This window comes from Kocuria rosea subsp. polaris (assembly GCF_001483755.1).
GTDB classification, from domain to species: Bacteria; Actinomycetota; Actinomycetes; order Actinomycetales; family Micrococcaceae; genus Kocuria; species Kocuria cellulosilytica.
This window is the reverse complement of the sequence record NZ_LQBK01000012.1, coordinates 1-22,377: the sequence shown is the minus strand read 5'-3', so window position 1 is coordinate 22,377 and position 22,377 is coordinate 1. Positions and strand designations below refer to the sequence as shown.

18 protein-coding genes and 1 pseudogene are annotated in these 22,377 nt (G+C 68.5%); 8 read left to right on the top strand and 11 right to left on the bottom strand.

What is annotated here, in order from left to right; all coding sequences use genetic code 11:
• The first annotated feature begins 111 nt into the window (after positions 1-111).
• The 3 genes from AVL61_RS08975 to AVL61_RS08965 all read left to right on the top strand — a co-directional run bounded on the left by AVL61_RS08975 (position 112) and on the right by AVL61_RS08965 (position 1,848).
• The gene (locus AVL61_RS08975) at positions 112-540 is read left to right on the top strand and encodes a cupin domain-containing protein (RefSeq protein WP_017834494.1); all 429 of its coding nucleotides are present in this window, start codon (positions 112-114) and stop codon (positions 538-540) included.
• 44 nt (positions 541-584) lie between these two features.
• Positions 585-1,502 carry an NADP-dependent oxidoreductase gene (locus tag AVL61_RS08970; protein ID WP_017834493.1) on the top strand — a complete coding sequence of 306 codons (918 nt, stop codon included), beginning with the start codon at positions 585-587 and terminating at the stop codon, positions 1,500-1,502.
• Positions 1,503-1,653: 151 nt separating this feature from the next.
• Entirely contained in the window at positions 1,654-1,848 is a 195-nt protein-coding gene (locus AVL61_RS08965; RefSeq protein ID WP_017834492.1) for a hypothetical protein, read from the top strand.
• Positions 1,849-1,966: 118 nt separating this feature from the next.
• Here AVL61_RS08965 and AVL61_RS08960 read toward each other — a convergent pair whose 3' ends face one another.
• From AVL61_RS08960 to AVL61_RS17390, 6 genes and pseudogenes are all read right to left on the bottom strand, one after another.
• The gene (locus tag AVL61_RS08960) at positions 1,967-3,064 is read right to left on the bottom strand and encodes a cytochrome P450 (RefSeq protein ID WP_017834491.1); all 1,098 of its coding nucleotides are present in this window, start codon (positions 3,062-3,064) and stop codon (positions 1,967-1,969) included.
• 217 nt (positions 3,065-3,281) lie between these two features.
• Entirely contained in the window at positions 3,282-4,526 is a 1,245-nt protein-coding gene (locus AVL61_RS08955; RefSeq protein ID WP_058874012.1) for an MFS transporter, read from the bottom strand.
• 36 nt (positions 4,527-4,562) lie between these two features.
• The gene (narI, locus tag AVL61_RS08950) at positions 4,563-5,396 is read right to left on the bottom strand and encodes a respiratory nitrate reductase subunit gamma (protein ID WP_058874011.1); all 834 of its coding nucleotides are present in this window, start codon (positions 5,394-5,396) and stop codon (positions 4,563-4,565) included.
• Positions 5,393-6,091 (bottom strand): nitrate reductase molybdenum cofactor assembly chaperone, encoded by a 699-nt coding sequence (gene narJ, locus AVL61_RS08945; protein ID WP_017834488.1) that lies wholly within the window; start codon positions 6,089-6,091, stop codon positions 5,393-5,395. Before narJ ends, narI begins: the two co-directional genes overlap by 4 nt.
• The gene (gene narH / locus AVL61_RS08940; protein ID WP_058874010.1) at positions 6,091-7,761 is read right to left on the bottom strand and encodes a nitrate reductase subunit beta; all 1,671 of its coding nucleotides are present in this window, start codon (positions 7,759-7,761) and stop codon (positions 6,091-6,093) included. The genes narJ and narH overlap by 1 nt, the downstream gene beginning before the upstream one ends.
• Before the next feature lie 13 nt (positions 7,762-7,774).
• A pseudogene (locus tag AVL61_RS17390) lies at positions 7,775-11,398 on the bottom strand (nitrate reductase subunit alpha); the annotation flags it as partial.
• Positions 11,399-11,820: 422 nt separating this feature from the next.
• Between AVL61_RS17390 and moaA the strand changes: the two are divergent.
• Genes moaA through AVL61_RS08905 form a run of 4 tightly spaced genes read left to right on the top strand, consistent with a single transcriptional unit; the run spans position 11,821 to position 14,226 of the window.
• Positions 11,821-12,942: a GTP 3',8-cyclase MoaA gene (gene moaA / locus AVL61_RS08920; RefSeq protein ID WP_058874006.1), complete on the top strand. Its 1,122-nt coding sequence runs from the start codon at positions 11,821-11,823 to the stop codon at positions 12,940-12,942.
• Positions 12,943-12,981: 39 nt separating this feature from the next.
• Entirely contained in the window at positions 12,982-13,317 is a 336-nt protein-coding gene (locus AVL61_RS08915) for a MoaD/ThiS family protein (protein ID WP_017834538.1), read from the top strand.
• Positions 13,314-13,907, top strand: a complete 594-nt coding sequence (gene mobA / locus AVL61_RS08910; protein WP_058874005.1) for a molybdenum cofactor guanylyltransferase — start codon at positions 13,314-13,316, stop codon at positions 13,905-13,907. Before AVL61_RS08915 ends, mobA begins: the two co-directional genes overlap by 4 nt.
• 28 nt (positions 13,908-13,935) lie before the next feature.
• Entirely contained in the window at positions 13,936-14,226 is a 291-nt protein-coding gene (locus tag AVL61_RS08905) for a DUF6457 domain-containing protein (RefSeq protein ID WP_058874004.1), read from the top strand.
• A gap of 314 nt (positions 14,227-14,540) precedes the next feature.
• Here the strand turns inward: AVL61_RS08905 and AVL61_RS08900 are convergent, their stop codons facing one another.
• The 5 genes from AVL61_RS08900 to AVL61_RS08880 all read right to left on the bottom strand — a co-directional run bounded on the left by AVL61_RS08900 (position 14,541) and on the right by AVL61_RS08880 (position 21,560).
• Entirely contained in the window at positions 14,541-15,008 is a 468-nt protein-coding gene (locus AVL61_RS08900) for a pyridoxamine 5'-phosphate oxidase family protein (protein ID WP_058874003.1), read from the bottom strand.
• 25 nt (positions 15,009-15,033) lie between these two features.
• The gene (locus AVL61_RS08895; RefSeq protein ID WP_058874002.1) at positions 15,034-16,236 is read right to left on the bottom strand and encodes a globin domain-containing protein; all 1,203 of its coding nucleotides are present in this window, start codon (positions 16,234-16,236) and stop codon (positions 15,034-15,036) included.
• 178 nt (positions 16,237-16,414) lie between these two features.
• Positions 16,415-16,747: a cupin domain-containing protein gene (locus tag AVL61_RS08890; protein WP_058874019.1), complete on the bottom strand. Its 333-nt coding sequence runs from the start codon at positions 16,745-16,747 to the stop codon at positions 16,415-16,417.
• A gap of 179 nt (positions 16,748-16,926) precedes the next feature.
• Positions 16,927-19,686, bottom strand: a complete 2,760-nt coding sequence (locus AVL61_RS08885) for a multicopper oxidase domain-containing protein (RefSeq protein ID WP_058874001.1) — start codon at positions 19,684-19,686, stop codon at positions 16,927-16,929.
• Between the two features lie 386 nt (positions 19,687-20,072).
• Positions 20,073-21,560, bottom strand: coding sequence for an amidase (locus tag AVL61_RS08880; RefSeq protein ID WP_058874018.1), 1,488 nt, complete (start codon positions 21,558-21,560; stop codon positions 20,073-20,075).
• A gap of 338 nt (positions 21,561-21,898) precedes the next feature.
• Between AVL61_RS08880 and cspE the strand changes: the two genes are divergently transcribed.
• Positions 21,899-22,105, top strand: coding sequence for a transcription antiterminator/RNA stability regulator CspE (cspE, locus tag AVL61_RS08875; protein ID WP_058874000.1), 207 nt, complete (start codon positions 21,899-21,901; stop codon positions 22,103-22,105).
• Positions 22,106-22,377 lie beyond the last annotated feature (272 nt).

The window sequence follows — 22,377 nt, the reverse complement described above, 5'->3', positions numbered from 1 at the left end:
ACCACCGTGGCGGGCGGCCCCACACCAGGACCGCCCGCCACGGGGTGGAACGCACCACCAGTCCTGCCCGGCCCCGGGCGGAGAGACCACCATCACTGCAGGAGGAGCATCATGAGCGCGCAAGAGCACTTCATCATCGAGGGCAACATTGAGCACTTCACCATCGCCGACATCGCTGGCAGCAACCCCGACTTCCGCCAGGTGCTGTGGACCGGCCAACACGCTCAGATCGTTGTCATGACCATCCCTACCGGTGGTGAGATCGGCGAGGAGGTCCACGAGCACACCGATCAGATCCTCACCTTCGTCGCCGGCACCGGGGAAGCCGACCTGAACGGGCACACGCATCCGATCGAGGCCGGTGACCAGTGCGCGGTCCCGGCCGGGGCCCGGCACAACTTCCGCAACACCGGGGATGAGCCCCTGGTGCTCTACACCGTCTACAGCCCGCCCGAGCACGCCGCCGAGGCCGCCTACGCCACCAAGGAGGAGGCGGACGCGGCCGAGGCCACCGGCCGGGACGAACCCCCGACCGGTTGAGCCCGCACTCATCCACACCCTCTAGAGAAGAAACGAGGAAGACGATGTCCACGGTCTACGTGTTCACCGATTTCGGCGGTCCTGAGACCCAACAGCTCCTCGATCGGCCCGCCCCGCAGCCTGGTCCGGGCGAGCTGGCCGTGGAGGTTCGGGCCGCCGGGGTGAATCCTGTCGACTGGAAGATCCGCTCCGGGGTACTGGGGCGGGACCGGGAGTTGCCGGCCCCGATGGGCCGGGAGGTCTCCGGCGTCGTGACCGATCTCGGGGAAGGCGTAAAGGGTTTCGCGGTCGGCGACGAGATCCTCGGCCCCGTCGCTCCGGGTCACGGCGGGTTCGCCGAGCACACCCTCGTGCGGGCGGCCGAGGCGGTCGCCAAGCCCGAGGAGATCTCCTTCGCCGACGCCGCCACCATCCCGGTGGCTGCGGCCACCGCCTATGACGCCACCCACCAGTTCGAACTCGAACCCGGCCAGAGATTGCTGATTCTTGGCGCCGGCGGCGGGGTGGGACTGATGGCCGCCCAAATTGGGCGCGTCCACCAGTTCACCGTCATCGGCGTCGCCAGCCAGTCCAAGCGCAAGATCGTCGAATGCACCGGGGCGACCTTCGTCCCCTCCGGGGAAGGAGCTGCTGACCGCGTCCGCGAGGTCGCCCCCGAGGGGGTGGACCTTATCGTCGACCTCGTCGGGGGTGAGGCCCTGGGCGAGGTCGCCGGCCTGGTTACCGATCCGGCCAGGATCATCTCGGCGGCCGACGCCACGACCGCCACAGAACTGGGCGGGGCGGCACTGGAACGCACCGAGGAGGCGATGGAAAAGATCACCGAGGTCATCGAATACGGACTCGTCGATCCCCACGTCACCGCCTGCTATCCCCTGGCAGAAGCAGGACGGGCGATCGCCGAGGTCGAGGCCGGTCACGCCACCGGCAAGATCGTCATCGAACCCACCCCCGTGTGCTGATCATGGGCACGCCCGGAGCCTCATGCGGTGAGAACAAGGGCGCCGGTGTGGCGGCCCCAGCCCATTGACGGGGGCCGTCACACCGGCACCTGTCGACTCATCTTGAGGCGGGGCGCGAGAGAGCGGATCCAGCCCACAGAAGGAACATCCCATGTGCCAGAAGACCAGTCCGACCACGAGCCCCCGCATCGCCACGGCGACGCGCACCAGCGTCGAAACCGTCCAGCTCCAGCAGCTGATCAAGAACGCGGAAACAGCCGCCGCCCAGTACGAACGGAACGAAGCGAAGATCGAGCAGTGGGGACTCGATTCCTTCCCCGCCTCCGACCCGCCCCAGAACTACTAAACCCCAGGGGTTGGCTGCTCGGGCGTCCCGACAAGCGACGCGTGCTCGGCCCCGGCCGGGGAGAGGCTGATTCCTCCACCCCGACACGGGGTCGGTGTTCCCGCCGGAGCGGTGGGTGTCACCGCAGGCGCAGCGGAGCGGTGGCGAACCCACCCACGGGCGGCAACTCGCGTTCCCGGGGCCGGTCCGGATCGGGCTCGATCACGGCCGTCGCCGCCAGGGCGGCGCGGGTCAGTACTCGCAGCTCGAGGGTCGCCAGCGGCCTGCCAGGGCACACGTGCTTGCCGATCCCGTACACCAGGTTGTACGGGGCGTTGCCGACCGGGTCGAACGCGTCCGGGTCAGCGAAGATCCGCGGGTCGCGGTTGGCGGCGGTCCAGTTCAGGAGCACCCGGTCGCCGGCGGCCAGCTCTCGACCACCGACTGTGACGGGTTCCGTCGTGATGCGGCGGTTGGCGACGAACGGGTCATCGATCCGCAGGATCTCATCGAGGATCGCGTCGAACTCCCGGTCGGACACCCCCGAGCGCAGCCGGGCCTGCAACTCGGGTTGATCGGCCAGATAAGTCAGTACCACGCCGGTGCACAACGCCATCGACCCCAAGTCACCGCCGGTCCAGTTGCGCAGGATCGAGACGATCTCATCGTCGCTGAGCTCCCGCCCATCAACCTGGGCACGCACAAGCTCAGTGGTCACGTCATCGGGCGCACCGTCGCCGGCCTCGCGGCGGACGTCGGTCAAGGATCGGATGATGGCGTCGAAGCGCTGGGCGACCTCAGTGGTGCGGGAACGGTCCCGGGAGCGGGTGGCGGCATGGTTGTCCTGCATCCACTGCAGCAGATCCTCCTCCAGGCCTGCAGGCCACCCCAGCCAGGCCGTCTGTGCGCGCACGGCGAAGCGGGAGCCGACCGCCACGGCGTCGATCGGGCCGGGGACCTCGAGCTGGCCCACCAGGTCGGTGGCGACCCGCTGCACCACCGGCTCCAGGGCGCTCATCCGCTCAGGGGTGAAGAACCGCTCCACGAGGGCGCGGAAGGCCGTGTGGGTAGGGCCGTCAAGACCGTTGGGCACCTGGAGGTAGCGGGAGACTGCGTTGGAGAAGCTCTCGTGGTCCAGCGCGGCGGCAGTGACGTCAGCGTGGGTGAACAACGTCCAAGCACCACTGGCATCGCGGGCCACGGGACAGCGTGAGCGCAGCTTGTCGTAGGCGGCCACAGGATCGCGACGGACCTGCGGGCCCCGCGGGTTCCAATCGGACCGGACGGGATCCGTGGCCGGTCCCGGTGCCGTGGCGGGTCCGGCCAGCGGGGGTGCGTGGGGGATGGCGTCATCGGCCGAGGGATGGCCTGTCATGTGTGTCCTGTCGTGGGTGGCCGTCAGCGCGGTGCGCGGGGACCTCCGCGCCGGCGGTGGGGGCAGTTGGTGGTGGTGTTCAGGGGTGGGTTCGTTCGTCGACTTTCCCGCCGTTGCGTACGGTGAGGGCGAGCAGCAGGGACAGGATCGCGAAGCCGGCCAGCAGGGTCAGGCCCACGAAGTAGCTGTTGTGCTCGGCGTTGTAGGTGGCGCCCATGACCAGCGGCGGGAAGTATCCGCCCAGGCCGCCGGCGGCGGCGATGATGCCGCCGATGGTGCCGACGTCCTTGGCCGGGGCGGCTCGGCCGACCCAGCCGAAGACACCGCCGGTGCCCAGGCCGAGGAAGAGTGCCATGAGCAGGAAGGTGGGGCCGTAGACGCGTTCCTGACCGGGTTGGAAGGCTACGACCATGGCGAGCACGGCGGTGCCGGACAGAGCGGTCAGGGTCACCGTCTTCGGCCCGATCTTGTCGGCCAGGATCCCGCCGATGGGTCGGGCGATGACGGCGGCCAGGGCGAAGCCGGCGGTGCGGGTGCCGGCGGCGGTGGCGTCGAAGTCGTAGACGTTGTCGAGGTAGGTCGGCAGGTAGTTGGAGAACGCGACGAACGCCCCGAAGACGACCCCGTAGAGGAAGCACAGTTGCCAGGTGACTTTCAGCGTGAACGCGTGTTTGATCTTCGGTAGGACCGGCTCGGGGGCCTTGGCCCCGTGCACGGGAGAGTCCCGTAGCAGCGCCCAGCACAGCACAGCCATGACTCCCACGATCACCGCGATCAGGACGTGGGCGCCCAGGTATCCGATCCCGGTCACCAGGCGGGGGGTGAGGAACGCGGAGACGGCGGTGCCGACCATACCGGCGCCGAAGACCCCGGTGGCGAAGCCCTTGCGGTGGGATTCGTACCACCCCGAGCAGAACGGGACGCCCACGGCGAAGACGGTACCGGCGATGCCGAGGAAGAACGCCACGGCCACGAGCAGTCCGAAGCTGCCCAGCTGCCCGACGAGCCCGGTGACGAGCACCAGGGGAGCGGTGATGCCCAGGATGACGGTGAACATCACCCGCCCGCCGTAGCGGTCGGTCAACGCGCCAACGGGCACCCGGCAGACGGCGCCGACGAGGATCGGCATGGCCACCAGCACCGAGGTCTGGGTGGCGTCGAGGTCCATCTGCTGGGCATAGCGCTTGGCCAGCGGCCCCACGATCGTCCAGGCCCAGAAGCCGACTGCGGACGCCAGGGTGGCCAGGAGCAGGTTGCGCAGCTGCCCGGCCTTGAGGTCAGGGGCAGTGGTGCCGGAAGAGGTCGCGGGGGAGGTGGATGACATGGCTGTCCTCGTGCGTTCGGTGGGCAGGGCGAGACGTCAGTGGCGACCGGCGCGGTTGCGGCCCGTGGGTGCTTTCGTGGTGCCACGGGCCCGGTCCCGGGTGCCCACGGGCTCCCAACCCCGGCGCACCGGGGCCAGGTTCGTTCCGGAGGCGCGGTCACGGGAGCGGTAGACGATGTAGGGGCGGAACAGGTAGTGCACCGGTGCGGTGAAGGCGTGCACCAGGCGGGTGAAGGGCCACAGCGCGAAGAGCGCCATCGCCCACAGGGCGTGCACCTTGAAGCCGGGGCCGGCCGCGGCCATGGCGGCGACGTCGGGTTGGAAGATCCAGATGGAGCGGAACCACGGGGAGACGGTCTGGCGGTAGTCGACCACGGTGGTGTCGAACAGGGACAGCACCGTGGTGCCCAGGCCCGTGAGCAGCGCGCCGACGAGCATGATGTACATGAGCTTGTCGTTCTTGGTGGTGGCCATGAACACCGGCCCGGTGGTGCGCCGGCGCCAGATGAGCAGCACGATCCCGACCAGGGTGCCCACCCCGGCGATCGTGCCGATGCCCAGGGCCATGATGTGGTACAGGTGCTCGTTGATCCCGACGGCGTCGGTCCAGGTGCGGGGGATCACCAGCCCCATGACGTGCCCGGCCAGCACTGCGAGGATGCCGAAGTGGAACAGCGGGGAGGCGATGCGCAGGATGCGGGACTCGTAGAGCTGGGAGGAGCGGGTGGTCCAACCGAACTGGTCGTACTTGTAGCGCCAGATCGAGCCGCCGATGATCAGCGCCAGCACGACGTAGGGCAGGGCACCCCACAACAGGACGTCCCCCACCCAGATCTCGACGGTCTCGAGAGGCGGAGCGGTGGGGATCATGGGCTGTTCCTTTCGGTGACGGGCAGCAGCCGGGGGTCGTAGGGGTCCAGGCCCACGGATTCGGTGGGCGGGCCGTAGCCGGCCATCCGCATCACCGCGTCGCGGTCCTCCGGGGAGACCCCGGGCAGGGTGGAGCACACCAGGGCGAGGGCGCCGCGGTGCGGCAGGCCGTCGTCGCGCAGGGACAGCCGCAGCAGCTCCAGGGACGGGCGGTAGCGCTGCAACAGTTCGTAGCCGTCCTCGGGGGAGACCTTCGCGGTGAACTCCAGCACCAGTGGCAGGTAGTCCGGCAGCTCGGACTCGTCCAGCTGCGCCCCGTGGGAGCGGTAGATCTCTTTGAAGGCCGCCAGTGCCTCCCCACGGCGTCGGGTGTCCCCGTCGGTCCAGTAGGTCAGGTGCAGGCTGTGCCGCCGGGACAGGTCAAACTCCTGGACGTAGTCGGCCTGCACCTCATCCAAGGGGCGAGCCGTGAACCACTCGAACAGCTCCTCGACCTCCTCCACGGGGGCCTCTACCTCTGTGAGCGCCCCGTGCAGCAGCGGGAGCACCTCGAGCATCGCCGGGTCCGGGTAGCCCAGCAGCACTGCGGCGGCCTGCCGGGTCACCGCGCTGCGCCGGGGGTCCGGGTCGGCGTAGGCGCCCGGGTCGAGGGTGCCCGGCCCGGCCTTGCCGAGCAGCTTCTCCAGCAGCCCCATCAGCGCGCCCCGTTCCCGTCCTGGGGCGGGAACAGGCCCTGGGGCTTGCCCCGCCCGTCCCAGTTGAGCAGGTTGACCCGCCCTCCCAGTTCCTCGTTTCCGGTGGGGTCGGTCCCGCGCTGCCGTGCCTGCAGGGCCGCGAAGTTCTCGGCCGCGACCGGCATCGGCGTTCCGGAGGCTTCGCCGAACACCCCGGTCTGGCCCATGCCGGGCCCACCGTCCACGTCGAGGGAGCAGCCGATCTCCTCGAGGTTGTGCGCGTCCTCCAGGTGCGCGGAGGGGATGACGTAGCGTTCCTCGTACTTGGCGATCGCCATGAGCCGGTACATTTTCTGGATCTCGGTCCCGGTCATCCCGACGGCTTCGGCGATCGCCTCGTCCGCCTCCTCGCCCAGGGCGATGTCGCGCATGTAGGAGCGCATGGCTGCCAGTTTGTTGAGCACCTCCCGGATCTTCTCGGTGTCCCCGGCGGTGAACAGCTCGGCCAGGTACTCGACCGGGATGCGCAGGGAGTCGATCGCCCCGAAGAGGTTAGCGGCGTCCTCGCCGTCGTGGCCCTGGTCCTTGAGCAGGTCCACGACCGGCGACAGTGGCGGGACGTACCAGACCATGGGCATCGTGCGGTACTCGGGGTGCAGGGGCAGGGCCACCCGCAGCTCTTTGGCCAGGGTGTAGACCGGGGACTTCCGCGCCGCGTCCAGCCAGTCCTCGGGGATGCCCTCGGCCCGGGCGGCGGCGATCACTGTCGGGTCGTGCGGGTCGAGCATCAGGTCCAGTTGCGCCTCGTAGAGGTCTTGTTCGTCCGGGGTCGCGGCGGCTTCGGTGACCCGGTCGGCGTCGTAGAGGAAGATGCCGATGTAGCGTAGCCGGCCCACGCAGGTCTCGGCGCACACCGTGGGGATCCCGACCTCGATGCGGGGGTAGCAGAAGGTGCACTTCTCGGCCTTGCCGGACTTGTGGTTGTAGTACATCTTCTTGTACGGGCAGCCGGTGACGCACTGGCGCCAGCCGCGGCACTTGTCCTGGTCGACCAGTACGATGCCGTCCTCGGTGCGCTTGTAGATCGCCCCCGAGGGGCAGGAGGCCATGCAGGAGGGGTTCAGGCAGTGCTCGCAGATCCGGGGGAGGTAGAAGGCGAAGGTCTGCTCGAACTCGAACTTGATCTTCTCCTCCGACTCCTTCCGGACCTTCTCCACGATCGGGTCCAGGTGGCCCATCTCCGGGGCGCCGCCGAGGTTGTCGTCCCAGTTGGCCGACCAGGAGATCTTCATGTCCTCGCCGGTGATCAGGGACTTCGGTCGGGCGACGGGGAAGTCGGTGCCGGCGGGGGCGTTGGTGAGGGTCTCGTAGTCGTAGGTCCACGGCTCGTAGTAGTCGTTGAGCTCGGGCTGGACGGGGCTGGCGAACAAGCCGGCGAGCTTCGCCCAGCGCCCGCCGGATTTGAGCTTGAGGTTGCCGCGGCGGTTGAGCTCCCAGCCGCCCTTCCACTTCTCCTGGTCCTCGTACCGGCGGGGATAGCCCTGCCCGGGACGGGTCTCCACGTTGTTGAACCACACGTACTCCGTGCCGGCGCGGTTCGTCCACGCCTGCTTGCACGTCACCGAACAGGTGTGGCACCCGATGCACTTGTCGAGGGCCATCACCATGGCGACCTGGGCCATGACTCGCATCAGTACTGGNNTGCGCGTAGCCGCCGATCATGTGGGTGGGTTTGACGAGGATGCGGGTGACCGAGTTGTGGATCCCGCCGCGGCGCCCGGTCGCCTCGGACTTCGGGACGTCGATCAGGCGCTCCTGGGCGTGGTGGACGTAGACCACCCCGGCCGGCATCCGGTGGGAGACGATGGCCCGGCCGATGTAGACGCCGTTGGTGTTGAGGCACTCGACCCAGTCGTTGTCGGCGACCTCGATGAGTGCGGCGTCCTGGGGGCTCATCCACACCGTGGTGCCCCCGCGGGCCAGGGAGAGCATGAACAGGTTGTCCTGGTACTCCGAGTGGATCGACCACTTGTTGTGCGGGGTCAGATACCGCACGGCGATCGACAGCTCCCCGCGCTGCCCGAGCTTGGGTTCCCCGAACAGGCGGTGCATGTCCAGGGGCGGGCGGTAGATCGGCAGGGACTCACCCATGTCCTTGAGCCAGTCGTGGTCCAGGAAGAAGTGCATCCGTCCGGTGAGGGTGTGGAAGGGCTTGAGGCGTTCGATGTTGATGGTGAACGGGGCGTAGCGCCGCCCGCCGGTCTCCGAGCCGGACCACTCCGGGGAGGTGATCACCGGGACCGGGCCGGCCTGGGTGTCGGCGAAGGTGATGCGCTTCTCCTCGGAGCCGCGGGCGAGGTCTGCGAGCTCCACCCCGGTGCGCTTCTCGAGGGTCTCGAAGCCCTGCACGGCCAGCTCCCCGTTGGTGGTGCCGGAGAAGAGGAGGATGGCCTCGGCCATCCGCGCGTCGGTGTTGATCACCGGTCGGCCCGCCGCGGCCCCGGAGTCGAACACCCCGTGCAGGCGGGCCAGCTGGTCCACCTGGTGGGAGACGTCGTAGGTGATGTACTTCGTGGTGAGGCCCAGCTTCTCAGCCAGTGGCCCGACCGCGGAGAACTTCTCCCCGACCGCGGTGTAGTCGCGCTCCACCACCTGGAGGTTCGGCAGGTTCTTGCCCGGTACCGCCGGGACGTCGGTGCCCTTCCAATCCGGGGCGTGGCCCCCGGGTTGGGCGAGCTCGCCCGGGGTGTCGTGGGTGAGCGCGGTGGCCACCATGTCCTTGCGCACCCCGAGGTGCACCTTCGCCTGCCGGGAGAACTCCTCGGCCAGCAGCCGGAACAGGTCGTAGTCCGTCTTCGCTTCCCACGGCGGGTTGATCGCCGGGGTGAAGGCGTGCACGTAGGGGTGCATGTCGGTGGAGGACAGGTCGTGCTTCTCGTACCAGGTCGCGGCGGGGAACACGACGTCGGAGAGCAGGGTGGAGCTGGTCATCCGGAAGTCGGCCGATACGAGCAGGTCGAGCTTGCCCTCCGGGGCCTGCTCGTGCCAGGTCACGTCCTTCGGGCGGGAGGTGGAGTGGTCGGAGCCCAGGACGTTGTGGTGGGTGCCCAGCAGGTGCTTGAGGAAGTACTCCTCACCCTTAGCGGAGGAGCCCAGCAGGTTGGAACGCCACAGCATCAGGGTGCGCGGCCAGTTCTGCGGAGCGTCGACGTCCTCGACGGCGAAACGCATGTCCTGCGCCTTGAGTCGATCCGCGACCCACCGGGCCTCATCAGGTGCTTCCCCGCGGGCCACACCCTCGGAAGCGGCGTCGGCCACGTCCAGGGAGTTCTGGTCGAACTGCGGGAAGAACGGCATCCACCCCATGCGGGTGGACTTGGCGACCACGTCGGCGGTGTGCATGCCCTTCAGGTGCCCCTCGGCGAGGGGGGACTGGAGGGAGTCGGAGGAGTACCCGTCGGAGCGGAACTGGTCGGTGTGCATGTACCAGAACGCGGTGCCGATCATGAACCGCGGCGGGCGGGTCCAGTCGGTAGCCGCGGCCATCGTGGCCTGGCCGGTGATCGGTCGGGTCTTCTCCTGGCCCACGTAGTGCGCCCACCCGCCGCCGTTGCGGCCCTGACACCCGCACAGCATCAGCATCGCCAAGATCGCCCGGTAGGTGACGTCCCCGTGGTACCACTGGCAGATGCCGGCCCCGAGAATGATCATCGACCGGCCGCCGGACTTCTCCGCGTTGGTGGCGAACTCCCGGGCGATGCGGGCCACCGCCGCCGCCGGGACCGAGGTGATCTCCTCCTGCCACGCGGGGGTGTAGGGGGTCTCCACGTCGTCGTACCCGGACGCCCACTGGCCGGGTAGCCCGGCCCGGCCCACCCCATACTGGGCGAGCATGAGGTCGAAGACCGTGGTCACCGTGCGTCCGGCCACTTCGGTGACCGGCACCCCGCGGTGGACCACCGAGCCCTCGCCCGTGGCATCGGTGAACGCGGGCAGATCGATCACGCTAGTGGCCTGCTCGTAGGACGCCGAGTCGGCGACGGACAGGGCCGGGCGCACCCCCTGCAGGTCCAGGTTCCACTTCCCCTCGTCGGCCTCGTTGTAGCGGAAGCCCGTCGACCCCTGGGGCACCACCGGAGTGCCCGCGTCCCGGTCCAGGAGCACGGTCTTGAACGCCGCGTCCGCGGCCTCTGTCTGCCCCAGGTCCTGGGCAGTGAGGAACTTGCCGGGCACCACGGTGCCGTCTGGGCGCTGCTCGAGGGTGACGAGGAAGGGCAGGTCGGTGTACTGCACCACGTAGTCCTCGAAGAACGGGACCCGCCGGTCCACGAAGTTCTCCTTCAGGATCACATGCCCCATGGCCATGGCCAGGGCGGCGTCGGTGCCGGCCTGGGCGGGCAGCCACTCGTCGGCGAACTTCGTGTTGTCGGAGTAGTCGGGACTCACCGAGACGACCTTGGTGCCGCGGTAGCGGGCCTCGACCATCCAGTGCGCGTCCGGGGTGCGGGTGACCGGGATGTTGGAGCCCCACATCATCAGATAGGTCGCATCCCACCAGTCGCCCGACTCGGGCACGTCCGTCTGGTCCCCGAAGACCTGGGGGCTGGCCACCGGCAGGTCCGCGTACCAGTCGTAGAAACTGTTCATCACCCCGCCGATGAGGTTGAAGAACCGGGCGCCGGCCGCGTGGGAAACCATGGACATCGCCGGGATCGGGGAGAACCCGGTGACCCGGTCCGGGCCGTAGGTCTTGATCGTGTGCACGTGGGCGGCCGCGGTCATCTCGAGGGCCTCCTGCCAGCTGGAGCGCACCAGCCCGCCCTTGCCCCGGGCCTGCTGGAACGCCCGGCGCTTCTCCGGGTCCCCGACCACGGCCTGCCAGGCCAGGACGGGGTCCCCGCCGACCTCTGCCTTGGCGGCCCGGTACATCTCCAGCAGCACCCCGCGCACGTACGGATAGCGCACGCGGGTGGGGGAGTAGGTGTACCAGGAGAAGGCGGCCCCGCGGGGGCAGCCGCGTGGTTCGTACTCCGGGCGGTCCGGGCCCACGGAGGGGTAGTCGGTCTCTTGGGCCTCCCAGGTGATGATCCCATCCTTGACATAGATCTTCCAGGAGCAGGAGCCTGTGCAGTTCACCCCGTGCGTGGAGCGGACCACCTTGTCGTGGCTCCACCGGTTCCGGTAGAACGCGTCCCCGGCCCGCCCACCCTCGCGGAAGACCGCGCGGCCGTCCGGTGACTCCTCCCAGCGGGTGAAGAACTTCCCGAGCTTGAGCAGGGCGTCGGAGGCAGGACCATCGGTGCGCGGCGGGACGGATTCGGTCGTCATGGAAAGAAACCTAGTAATGCGCCGGCAAGAATGCCATTCTTACGCGTTACTGATCGTCGCGCCACGACTTGTTCTGGCCATAATGCATTCCGTGGTAAATGCTGACGTGTCATATGTTTCAGAAAGAGAACTTTGTTTCAGAAGGCGAGCCCATTGCGCTCCCTGAGGCGGCATGTCGGGGATCTAGGGCGGTTGGCTCCCCTAGCCGAGAGCTTCGAAAATCGTTCGATTCGAATCACTGGGATTTCGTCATATCGGCCTGCCCTAATCGTGTCCCTAATGCCCGGGACGCACGGTGTTGTGCGCAACCCAAGGAACGATCAGTAACTTTTGGGGACCAGCAAGGTGACCCCATAAGGTGGGTCAAATAACGCAAGTGATGTCTGTGCTATTGCGCTGATCGATATGTTGGAGGCGGTGACATGGGCGTTTCCCTGGGACTTCCGCAGATCCGCGGTGCCGGTCCGGGCCCCAGCGGCGCGCCCCGGGAGGCGGGGCTCGCCGACCGGCACGGCCGCCGGGCCACCGACCTGCGGCTGTCGGTCATCGACAAGTGCAATCTGCGCTGCACCTACTGCATGCCCGCCAAGGGCCTGCCCTGGCTGCCCGCCGCCCGGCTGATGAGCGCCGGTGAGATCACCCGCATCGTCGACGTCGGGGTCCGGCAGCTGGGGATCACCGAGCTGCGCCTGACCGGCGGGGAACCCCTGGTGCGGGCCGACCTGGAGGAGATCGTGGCCGGGGTGCGCACTGCCCACCCGCAGCTGCCGGTCTCGCTCACCACCAACGGCATCGGCCTCGCTACCCGGGCCCAGGCCCTGGCCGCGGCCGGGCTGAGCCGGATCAACATCTCCTTGGACACCCTGGACGCGGCGACCTACCGGGCCCTGGCCCGCCGGGACCGCCTGGCGCAGGTGCTGGCCGGGGCCGAGGCCGCGGCCGCCGCCGGGCTGGCCCCGGTGAAGATCAACGCGGTGCTAATGCGCGGGGTCAACGACCACGAGGCCCCCGAGCTGCTCGCCTGGGCCCTGGAGCGCGGTTTCGCCCTACGGTTCATCGAGCAGATGCCGCTGGACGCCGACCACGGCTGGACCCGGGCGGAGATGGTCACCGCCGCGCAGATCCGCCACCGGCTCAGCACCCGGTTCCGGCTCACCCCGCACCCCGGCGCCCGCGACGGCGCCCCGGCCGAGCTCTGGGACGTCCACCCCACCACCCCCGCCGGGGCCCCCGAGGAGGTTCCCGGGGCCGGGGAGGCGCCGCTGGGGACCGTGGGTGTCATCGCCTCGGTGACGGAGCCCTTCTGCGCCGACTGCAAGCGGACCCGGATCACCGCCGAGGGCAGGGTCCGGTCCTGCCTGTTCTCCCACGAGGAGGTCGAGCTGCTGCCGCTGCTGCGCGCCGGTGCGACCGACGCCGAGCTCGCCGAGCGGTGGCGGGCGGCGATGTGGGCCAAGCCGGCCGCCCACGGCATGGACCACACGGGCCTGGACTCACCCGACTACGTCCAGCCGGAGCGGCCGATGAGCGCGATCGGGGGCTGAACCCGTGGCCGCCCCACCACACCGACCGGAACAGGAACGATGACCCAGAACACCACAGAGAGCAACCCCCGTACCCTGACCTCCGCGACCAGTACGACCATGCGGGTACGGTACTTCGCGGCTGCACGCGCAGCCGCCGGGACCGAGGCCGAGACCCTTGAGCTGCCCACCGGAGACGGCGCGCCCCGTACCCGCGCTGATGTGGAGGTACTGCTCGCGCAACGCCACCAGCAACCGGTGCCTGGACAACCGCTGCTGGGCCAGGTGCTGTCCCGTGCCAGCTTCCTGCTCGACGGGGTGGCCTGCCCAGATGCGGCGGCCGAGATCCCGGACGGGGCCGTGCTCGACGTCCTGCCGCCCTTTTCCGGCGGATGAACACTCCGTCCGGCGCTCTGCTCTTCCATGTTGTGGTCCTGGCCGGGGGCCGATCCTCCCGGCTGGGCGGCACACCCAAGGCGAGCCTGCGGCGAAACGGGCGCACCCTCGTGGAACTCACGGTGGAAGCGGTCCAAGGGGCTGCCGGGGTCGTTGTGGTCGGACCCGCGGAGCTGGCCGTCCCCGCGGGCGTTCTGCGCACCCGGGAGGATCCGCCGTTCTCCGGGCCGGCTGCGGGCATCGCGGCCGGGCTGGCCGCCCTCGAGGCGCTGCCGTTGGCGGACTGGACCATGACCCTGGCCTGCGACATGCCCGAAGTGGCCCGCGCCGTACCCCTGCTGCTGGGGTCCGCCGGGGCCGCGCCCGAAACGGACGGACACATCGGCGTCACCCCCGACGGTCGCCGCCAGCCGCTGGCCGCCCTGTACCGCACCGAGGCGCTGCGCGCGGCCTACGCGGACCAGGACCCCACCAACCGCTCGGTACGCTCCTTCACCCACGACCTTCTCCTGCAGGAGGTCACTGTGGCCGAGGACGCCACCGCGGACGTGGACACTTGGGACGACGTGCACAAGTTCCGGCTCAGCTGACAGAAGACCCCGAGGAAAGGAACGCGGCATGGCGAAGAAGATGACGTCTGAGGAACGACGCCTGCTCTCCGAATGGATCGCCCAGCTCAAGACCGAGTTCGAGCTGGACGCCATGGACGTGCCTCTGGACGACCTGCTGGCTCTGGCCGGGGTAGTCTCCACCGGGGTGGCTCGCCCCGCCGTGCCGGTCACGGCCTATGTCGCCGGATACCTCGCGGCACTACGCACCCGGCAGGCACCGGATCACGGCGCCGCCCACACCATTCAGGACGTCATCGCGGTCGTACCGGTACCTGCTGCGGATCCACAAGACACCTGATCCTGCCCCGGCTCCTGGCACAACCCCAGCTGCGGTGTCGAGGTGCCTGGTGATGCCGTGGATGAACGCGCCCGCCACCACCGCGGCCCCGTCCCTGTTCCGGGGCTCGCATGGCCTCGCCACGGGGACGGTGGGTGGAGCCAGCAGGACCGAGCAGGGCGGAGTCAGAGCGGACTGCTGACACCGGCAGCACTGCCGGCCCCGGCGCATCGCCCAGTGTCACCGGTGCTCGTCGTCGAGCCCTGTGGCCTCGCACGGGCGAGGCCACAGGGCTGGACTGAAGAACCGACCCAGACGGTCGGCGTTGCGGTGGGTCAGTCCACGGGTGAACGCGGTGCCTCCGACAGACCGGTGCGCCACGCCTTCGGGTCGGCCACCTGGAACCGGCGTCCCGACACGGTGGTGGGGCCGATGCGCACGAACCGTCCCTTCGGTCCACTCTGCCAGGGCAGCAGCGGCAGGCTCAGCGTGTCGGTCAGTTCCTCGATACCGCGGATCTGCTCGGACCGTCCCTTGACCACCACGCTCCACGCCCGGTTGACCGACGCTTCGTACCCGTCGATCTCCAGGGCCACGGGCACACCTGAGAGAGCCGCCGAGAGCTTGGTGCCTTCCGTGGTGCGGAACACCAAGCTGCTGTGATCCACCACGTAGTTGATCGGGAAGATCTCCGGGTGGTCCTCCACCCAGACCGCCAGACGGCCGATGCCGGTCGCCCGCAACAGCGTCCAGCAAGCACTGGCCGACAGCGTTTCGATTCTTTCCTCGTACTCCTCGGTCATGACATCCTCCTCAGAACTTGCGTTCCTACTCGAAATCGGCGAGCCACAGGTCGGGGCCGAACACCTCGTACTGGATGTCCTTGGCCGGCACTGCGTGGGCGATGAGGTCGCTGCGCACCGCCTGCATGAACGGCAGGGGCCCGCACAGGTAGTACTGGGCCTGGGCGGGCAGCTCCACCGACCGCAGATCCATCAGCCCGGCGTGTTCGTTCGTCCCCGGGGTGGGGGAGGGGTGTTCGAACCACACGGCCAGGGACCCGTCCATCAGTTTTTCGAGGTCGGTGGTGACCTGGGTGCGCAGCGCGAAGGCCTCAGGGGAGGCATCAGCGTGCAGCAGCACCACCTTGCGCTGAGCTGCGTCCGCCACCAGGTGGGAGAGCATCCCGGCCATCGGGGTGATGCCGATCCCGGCGCTGACCAGCACGACCGGCCGGTCGGTGTACTCCAGGACCACGTCCCCGAAGGGCGCCGAGAGGGTGATCTCGTCGCCGACCTGCACCTGATCGTGCAACAGGGTCGACATCTCTCCGGCCGGGGTGCCATTGCCGTGGACGCGCTTGACGGCGAACACCCGGTGCCGCCCGTCGTCGGCCTTCGTGAGGCTGTACTGGCGCGGTTGGTGCACCCCGTCGGGCATCGGCATCTTGCACGTGACGTACTGGCCCGGCAGTGAGGGCTTGACCTCCCGCTCATCGACGCGCTCCACCACGAAGGTCGTGACGTCGGCGGTCTCCGGGATCTTCTCGGCCACCCGCCAGGTGCGCCACACGGTGTCCGGGGACAGGCGGGTGGCCTCGTAGAGGCCACGCTCCTGGGTGATCAGCGCATTGGCCATCAGCCAGTACACCTCGTCCCAGGCCGCGGCGACCTCCTCGGTGACGGCCTCGCCGAGGACATCGACGATGGCCCACATGAGGTGGTCATGGACGATCTGGTACTGGTCCGGGTGCAGCCCGAGGGAGACGTGCTTGTGCGCGATGCGCGAGAGCAGATGGTCGGGCAGCTCGGTGGGCCGGTTCACCAGATATCCGGCGTAGCCGGCCACGGACCCGGCCAGGGCCTGCTGCTGACGGCCGTCGGCCTGGTTGCCGCGGTTGAACAGCCCGTCCAGCAGCTCGGGGTGCTCGCCGAACATGTGCGCGTAGAAGCGCCGGGCAATCTCCTGGATGTTCTCCCCGACCACGGGCAGGGTGGCCTTCACGACGGGGTAGGCGGTGTCTGACAGCATATTTTGCTCCTCTGATGGGTTCGGCAGGATCAGGATTCTGGCGGTTCATGCCCGAGCTGGCATCGGGTTCTCCAGCGGGTCCCGGTGCGAGCACCAAGCGGGTGCCGCATCGTCGCTCAACGGGAAGTTGGGCGATCATTGTGCGCGGTAGCGGGTGCCGTGGCCGCGCATCGGGAATTCAGCGGTGTTTGGCCACGCTCAACAGCACGACGGAGTCCTCCACCGCTTCCAGCCCGTGACGGGCCTGCGGGACGATGAGCAGATCCCCTGGGGATCCGTTCCACTGAAGCTCCCCGGCGCTCAGGAGCACTCGTCCGTGGAGGACGTGCACGGTGGCCTCACCGGGATTGTTGTGCTCGTTCAACCCGGAGCCGGCTCGCAGCGCGATGACGGTCTGGCGCATCACCTGCTCATGGCCGCCGAACACTGTGTGAGCGCTGCGCCCACTCGGGGCCTGCTGGGCGATCTCCAGCTGGTGGCGGGCCAGGGCGGTCAACGACGACTTCTGCACCATGATCATTCCTTTCGGTAGCGATGGACGGGTTCGTTGTGGCCGTACCGGTGGGTCCCGGCCACTCACACGGCCTCCACCGCGCTCTGCCCTTCGGGCGGGCGGGAGCGTCACAAACCTTTGACTGTCGTCCTGACAGGCAGGTACGAGTGGGCTTCGTCGGGCGCGCAGAGGAGGTGTCACGGGGAAACCCGGATCAGCCCTCTGGCCCCGCGTTCGGCCTCGGCCAGGGAGTGATTGACGAACGGGTAGGTCCCGGGCTCGGAGAACTCCAGCTCCACGAACCCGCCCTGGGCCGGTGCCAGGTCCAGGACCTGGGCCCCGCCCTGCCCGGTGCCACCCGGAGGCAGGAGATAGGCGCCCTCCTTGTAGACGGTGTCGAACTGGCCACCCACCACATGGAAACTCATCCCCTTCGACGGCCCGGCGGCCAACACCCAGATCCGCACCCGTTCACCGGTCCGCGCAGTGAGCGGGTCGTGGACGTACTGGGTGGCGTGCCCGTTGAACATCGTCAGCGACGGCACGCCCTGCGCGACCCGCTCCGGGGCCACCACCGCGTTCGCCCCTCCATCGGCAGTGTCCCCGGCCGGGGAGAGATAGGTCTCGTTCTGCACCAGCAGGAACTCCCGGTCCACGCCCGGCAGACCGGGCGGGTCGATCACCACGGCCCCGAACATCCCGGCCGCCAGATGCGTGCTCATCGGAGCTGTGGAGCAGTGGTAGAGCCAGATGCCTGAGCGAACGGCCTCGAACCGGTAGACCAGCGACTCTCCCGGGGCGATGGTGCGCATCGGCCCGTCCGGGGCGAGTGCACCGGCGTGGAAGTCCACCGAATGCCCCATCGAACCGTCATTGACCAGGGTGATCTCGAAGACATCGCCCACCCGCCCGTGCAGGGTCGGGCCCATGTACCGGCCGTTGTAGGTCCACCCCTGCAACTGCATTCCCGGGGCGATCTCCTGCGGTATCTCCTCGACCTCGAGCTCCACCCGGTGCACCCGGCGCCCGCTCTCCGGCTCACCGTCCACCGGTTCCAGCACGGGGGAGCGGGTGTCGAACTGATCCCCGGGTGCGGCGCCGAAGTCCACGGCCGGGTCTGGATCCGCGGCCGGATCCGCGGCTGGATCCGAGGCGGGCGCGTGCAGGCCGGGGTGCCCGGGCGCCTCCTGCGCTGCCGCCGGTGCCGCAGCCACGGCGGTACCGTCTGCGTCGACCGCGATGACGTCGAAGCCCATGCCCATGCTCTTGTGCCCGACGATCGAGCACCAACCCTCCACCGACCCACCGATCACCCCGGCATCGACGGTCACGGTCTGCCCGAGGGCCACCCGGCCGCTGCTGGCCCCGGAAGCCAGGACGAGGTCATGGACGTTCGTGGGGTCGTTGTTCGTCAGCTCGATCACCAGCTCGTCACCCACCGGGACCTCCACCGAGGCCGGCTCGAACCGCATGCCCTCCTCGGCGCTGACCTCCACGGTGGTGGTCCTTCCGGTGGCCTGCACCGGGCCGGCGCCCTGAGCGCGAAGATCGAAGCCGGCCGCCGCCGGATTCAGCGCGATGCCCACCACCACCGCGGTGGCCACGGTGAGGACCCCGGCCACTGCCCCGCGGACATGCCGGGAAGCCGGCACCTCCCCGCCCGGGGCAGCCGGGCTCGGTGCCGACGTGTCCGCCCGGGCCCGGTTTCGAGACGGCGGTGCCGCAGCGGCCTTCCGCCCGGCCACCGAGACCTTGGCCGCAGAGACCATCAGAGGAACAAAGGCGAAGAACACCGCGGCCCCCAGCACCGAGACCACGGCTCGTACCCAGGACGGCAACAGACCGGGGGGCAGACTGAACAGCAGCACACACAGATTGATGACCACCACACGGAACATGGCCGCCCGGTTGATCACCTGATTGGCGGCCCGCACGGTCGCCGGGCCGCCGCCCATCGTGACAGGCAGGAGATAAGTCATGGCCCCCAGCAGTACTTGGGCCAGGAAACCGGCCACGAACGGCACGGTCAGCTGCCGCAGCACCGCGGTCTCGAATCCGTGCCCGGCCACCAGCCAGGTGATCACCACCGTCGTGGCCAACCACCACATCACCCCGGCAGCCACGGAGAAGCCCGCATAGTCGGCCGGCCGCCGACGGCAAGCGGTGCCGGCCATGACCACCGCCACGGCCACCAGCCCACAGATGTAGGCGGCCAGACCGGCCACCGTCACCCACACCGTCCCGAGCAGGGATCCCCCGACCGTGGTCACGATCCCCCCGGTCATCACCGGCAGAGCGACTGCGGTGATCCGAGAGGAGAAACCGACCATGCGGGTGCGCAAGATCGTGGGCCACAGCGTCAGCAGCGTGCCCGCGACCGTCAACCCCACGAAGCCCAGCACATTGGTCGCCTCGTGCGCCAACAGGACCCGGGCATGCCACGGTGCGGACAGCCCGGCGGCCAGCACGGCCCCCAGCACCGCCCCGACGGGCAACAGGAACGCCGCCACCACGTAATACTTCACGGTCACAGCGAATCGCGACGGCAGCGCCGTGCGCAGCTGCCCCAGCAGCGCAGTGCCGTGCCAGGTCAGCGCGGCCCCGATCAGGACCGCCGCCAGCACGGTCAGCCAGTACCAGGTGCTCAGCAACCCGGCGATCAGCAGCACGATCCCGACGTTGAGCGTGCGGATGCGGGCCAGTTGCCGTCTCCTGGCGCCATCGGGCAGCCGGTTCTTCAGCAACGACTCGGTGAAGTGCTGGGACCACACCATGATCGAATTGGTGATCAAGCCCAGGGTCACCAGGTGCACCATCACCCAGCGGAAGTCAGGAACCCAGCGATGGACCAAGATGACGACCAGCAGCACGCCCATCCAGATGCGGATCGGTGCGGCACTCCGGCGATGCCATGACGCGCGGCCGTGGAGCCGTGGGCGACTGGTCACGTGACTCATCCATTCTTAATCTTGCATTTCATTTGCAAGTATAGGTGTCGTCATCGGCTGCCCATAACGCGAGGAAGTCGCGATCCTGAGGAGAGGGGGTTGCAATCGGCCCGAGAGTTGGCGCACGACCACGTTCGCCGGATGGACCCGCTCACTCGTACCCGATGACCACACGTCATCACCGTCGTCATCGATGACCGATCCGCACGATCGGCCACCACACGCATGAGTCGGAAAAGACCGCGCAGCACCCTGATTGTCCTGTCGCTGCCACCCCACACCGATACCAAGCCCCGCGCAGGAAGTGCGGAGTCGAGTGAGGGAGTCGGGGCGCCTCCACCGCTTTACATATGGCCCGTTAGCGGCGGGCCGTGTTGCGGGGTTGGCCTACCGCGCTACAGGTTGCGTTGCCGGCAGCGGTCGTACGTGTCGGCCCAGGGTCGCAGCTTCTCGTAGGCGCCGCTGGCGGCCAGAACGTCACCGTCAGCGTACCGACGTCCCTGGATCTGCATGCCCACCGGCAGCTCGTCCACCAGTCCAGCAGGAATTGAAGCAGCCGGGTGGCCGGTGAAGTTGGTGAGGTAGGTCGGGCACCACCCGATGTACGGATCCACCTCCACGCCTTCCACCTCGGAGGGGCCGACGGTGGCCCCGGGCTCGTCCGCGTTGAGAACCGGCATCGCGCTGAGGGTCGGGCTGACCAGCAGATCGAAATCCGTGTAGACGGCCTGGATGGCGTCGCAGACGGCGGTGCGCATCACGTAGTCCTCGTTGAGCTCGGCCATCGACATGCCGTAGACGTGGTCGGCCCAGCGTAGGTATCCCTCCGGGAAGTCCTCGCGGTGATCAGCCAGGAGGTCCAGGCCGTTGCTCTTGAAGTTTTCGAAGGCGCCCACGTTGACCAGCATGATCTGTCGGCACCACAGGTCGCTGAGCTGGCGCTGGTCGTAGGGGATGTCGATGTTGACCTCTTCGACGATGGCGCCGGCGTCTCGGAAGACCTGCACCGCCCGGTCGACGACCTCCCGGATGCGGCGATCGACCGGGAAGATGCCGAAGTCGGGGGTGTAGGCGATCCGCATGCCTGAGATGTCCCGGCCCACGTCGGTGGTGAAGTCGTGTGGGCCGTCGTCGAGACTGAAGAGGTCACGGGGGTCGTGTCCGGAGATTGCGTTGAGTACCAGGGCGGCGTCTTCGACGGTGCGGGTGAGCGGGCCCTCGAACAGGAACGGCATCGTGCTGCCGAAGGCGTTGGGGCGTACTACGGAGGGGACGCGGCCGAAGGATGCCTTGTAGCCGTAGAGACCGCACCAGGCGGCCGGGATGCGGATGGAGCCTCCGCCGTCCGTGCCTTCCGCGAACGGCACCAGTCCGTCAGCCACGGCTGCTGCGCTACCACCGGAGGAGCCGCCGGTGTTCCTGGAGGTGTCGAACGGATTACGGGTGGCACCGAACAAGGGGTTGTCGCAGGCTCCGCGGTAGCCCATGACCGGTGAGTTCGTCTTGCCCACGATCACCGCTCCGGCTTTCTCCACCCGTTCGGCGAAGACGCAGTAGCTGTCCAGGGAGAAATCTTTCAGTGCCCGCACCCCACCGAAGGTGGCAGGCCATCCAGGCTTGAAGTCGAACAAGTCCTTGATGGCGGTCGGAACCCCGTGCAGGACACCCAGCTCGGCGCCGGAGCGCACCACCTCATCGGCATCCTTCGCGGCTTTCCGGGCATCGTCGAAGCCCTTGTATACGAAGGCGTTCAGGCTCGGGTTGCGCTTCTCGATCCGGTCGATGCAAATGTCGATGAGCTCGACAGAGGTGAGCACTTGTTCACGCACCCGGCGTGCGAGTTCTGCTGCGCTGACGTAGGCGAAATCGGATTCGGTAAGCATGGTGGCCCCTTGCGATGCGACATCGTTGTCAATTCGCATCCTATGGACCAGCCCTGGTGCCGCCAAGGGTTCCTCAGTGGGCGTATGAACAGGCATGTCGTCGTGGTGGGGCACCCGCATCATGGTCGCGACTGGGGGTGTCTGCCGTCACTGCGCATCCGGGCCGACCCGCGTACAGTAGGACCCAGTTGTTGAAGTTTCGTTTTTCGCATTTCAAGCAGTTCGCCCGACCACCGGGTGCAGCAGTTGTTCTGAGAAGACGTTCATGGCAGGCATCGCAACGCCCGAGCACCCCGATCGCCGGGGACGCTCCGTTTTTTCAGAAAGGTAGGTCACTCATGACTACTGGCACCGTGAAGTGGTTCAACGCCGACAAGGGCTTCGGCTTCATCACCCCCGAGGACGGCTCCAAGGACGTGTTCGCGCACTTCTCCGCGATCAACTCCGGCGGCTTCCGCTCCCTGGAGGAGAACCAGCGCGTGGAGTTCGAGACCCAGGACGGCCCCAAGGGCCCCCAGGCCGCGAATATCACCGTCATCTCCTGATGACGCACTGATCTCCATTTGAGATCTTCGACGTCCGCCTGAACGGCGGCGTCACCGTGAGGAAGCGCCCCCCGGCACCGCCGGGGGGCGCTTCCTGCTTTGCCGCTCACTCCCGCTGCGGTGGTGCTGAAACTTCGCCACCGGTGCGACACCCCAGGCGGTGTCGCGCACTCAGCAGACGGCCTCACGCACTCCGGCCCGAGCCAATAAGGACATGCCCTCTTACATCTAGGGCATGTCTCCCAATAGGTCTTTGAGCCAGATGGTGATGG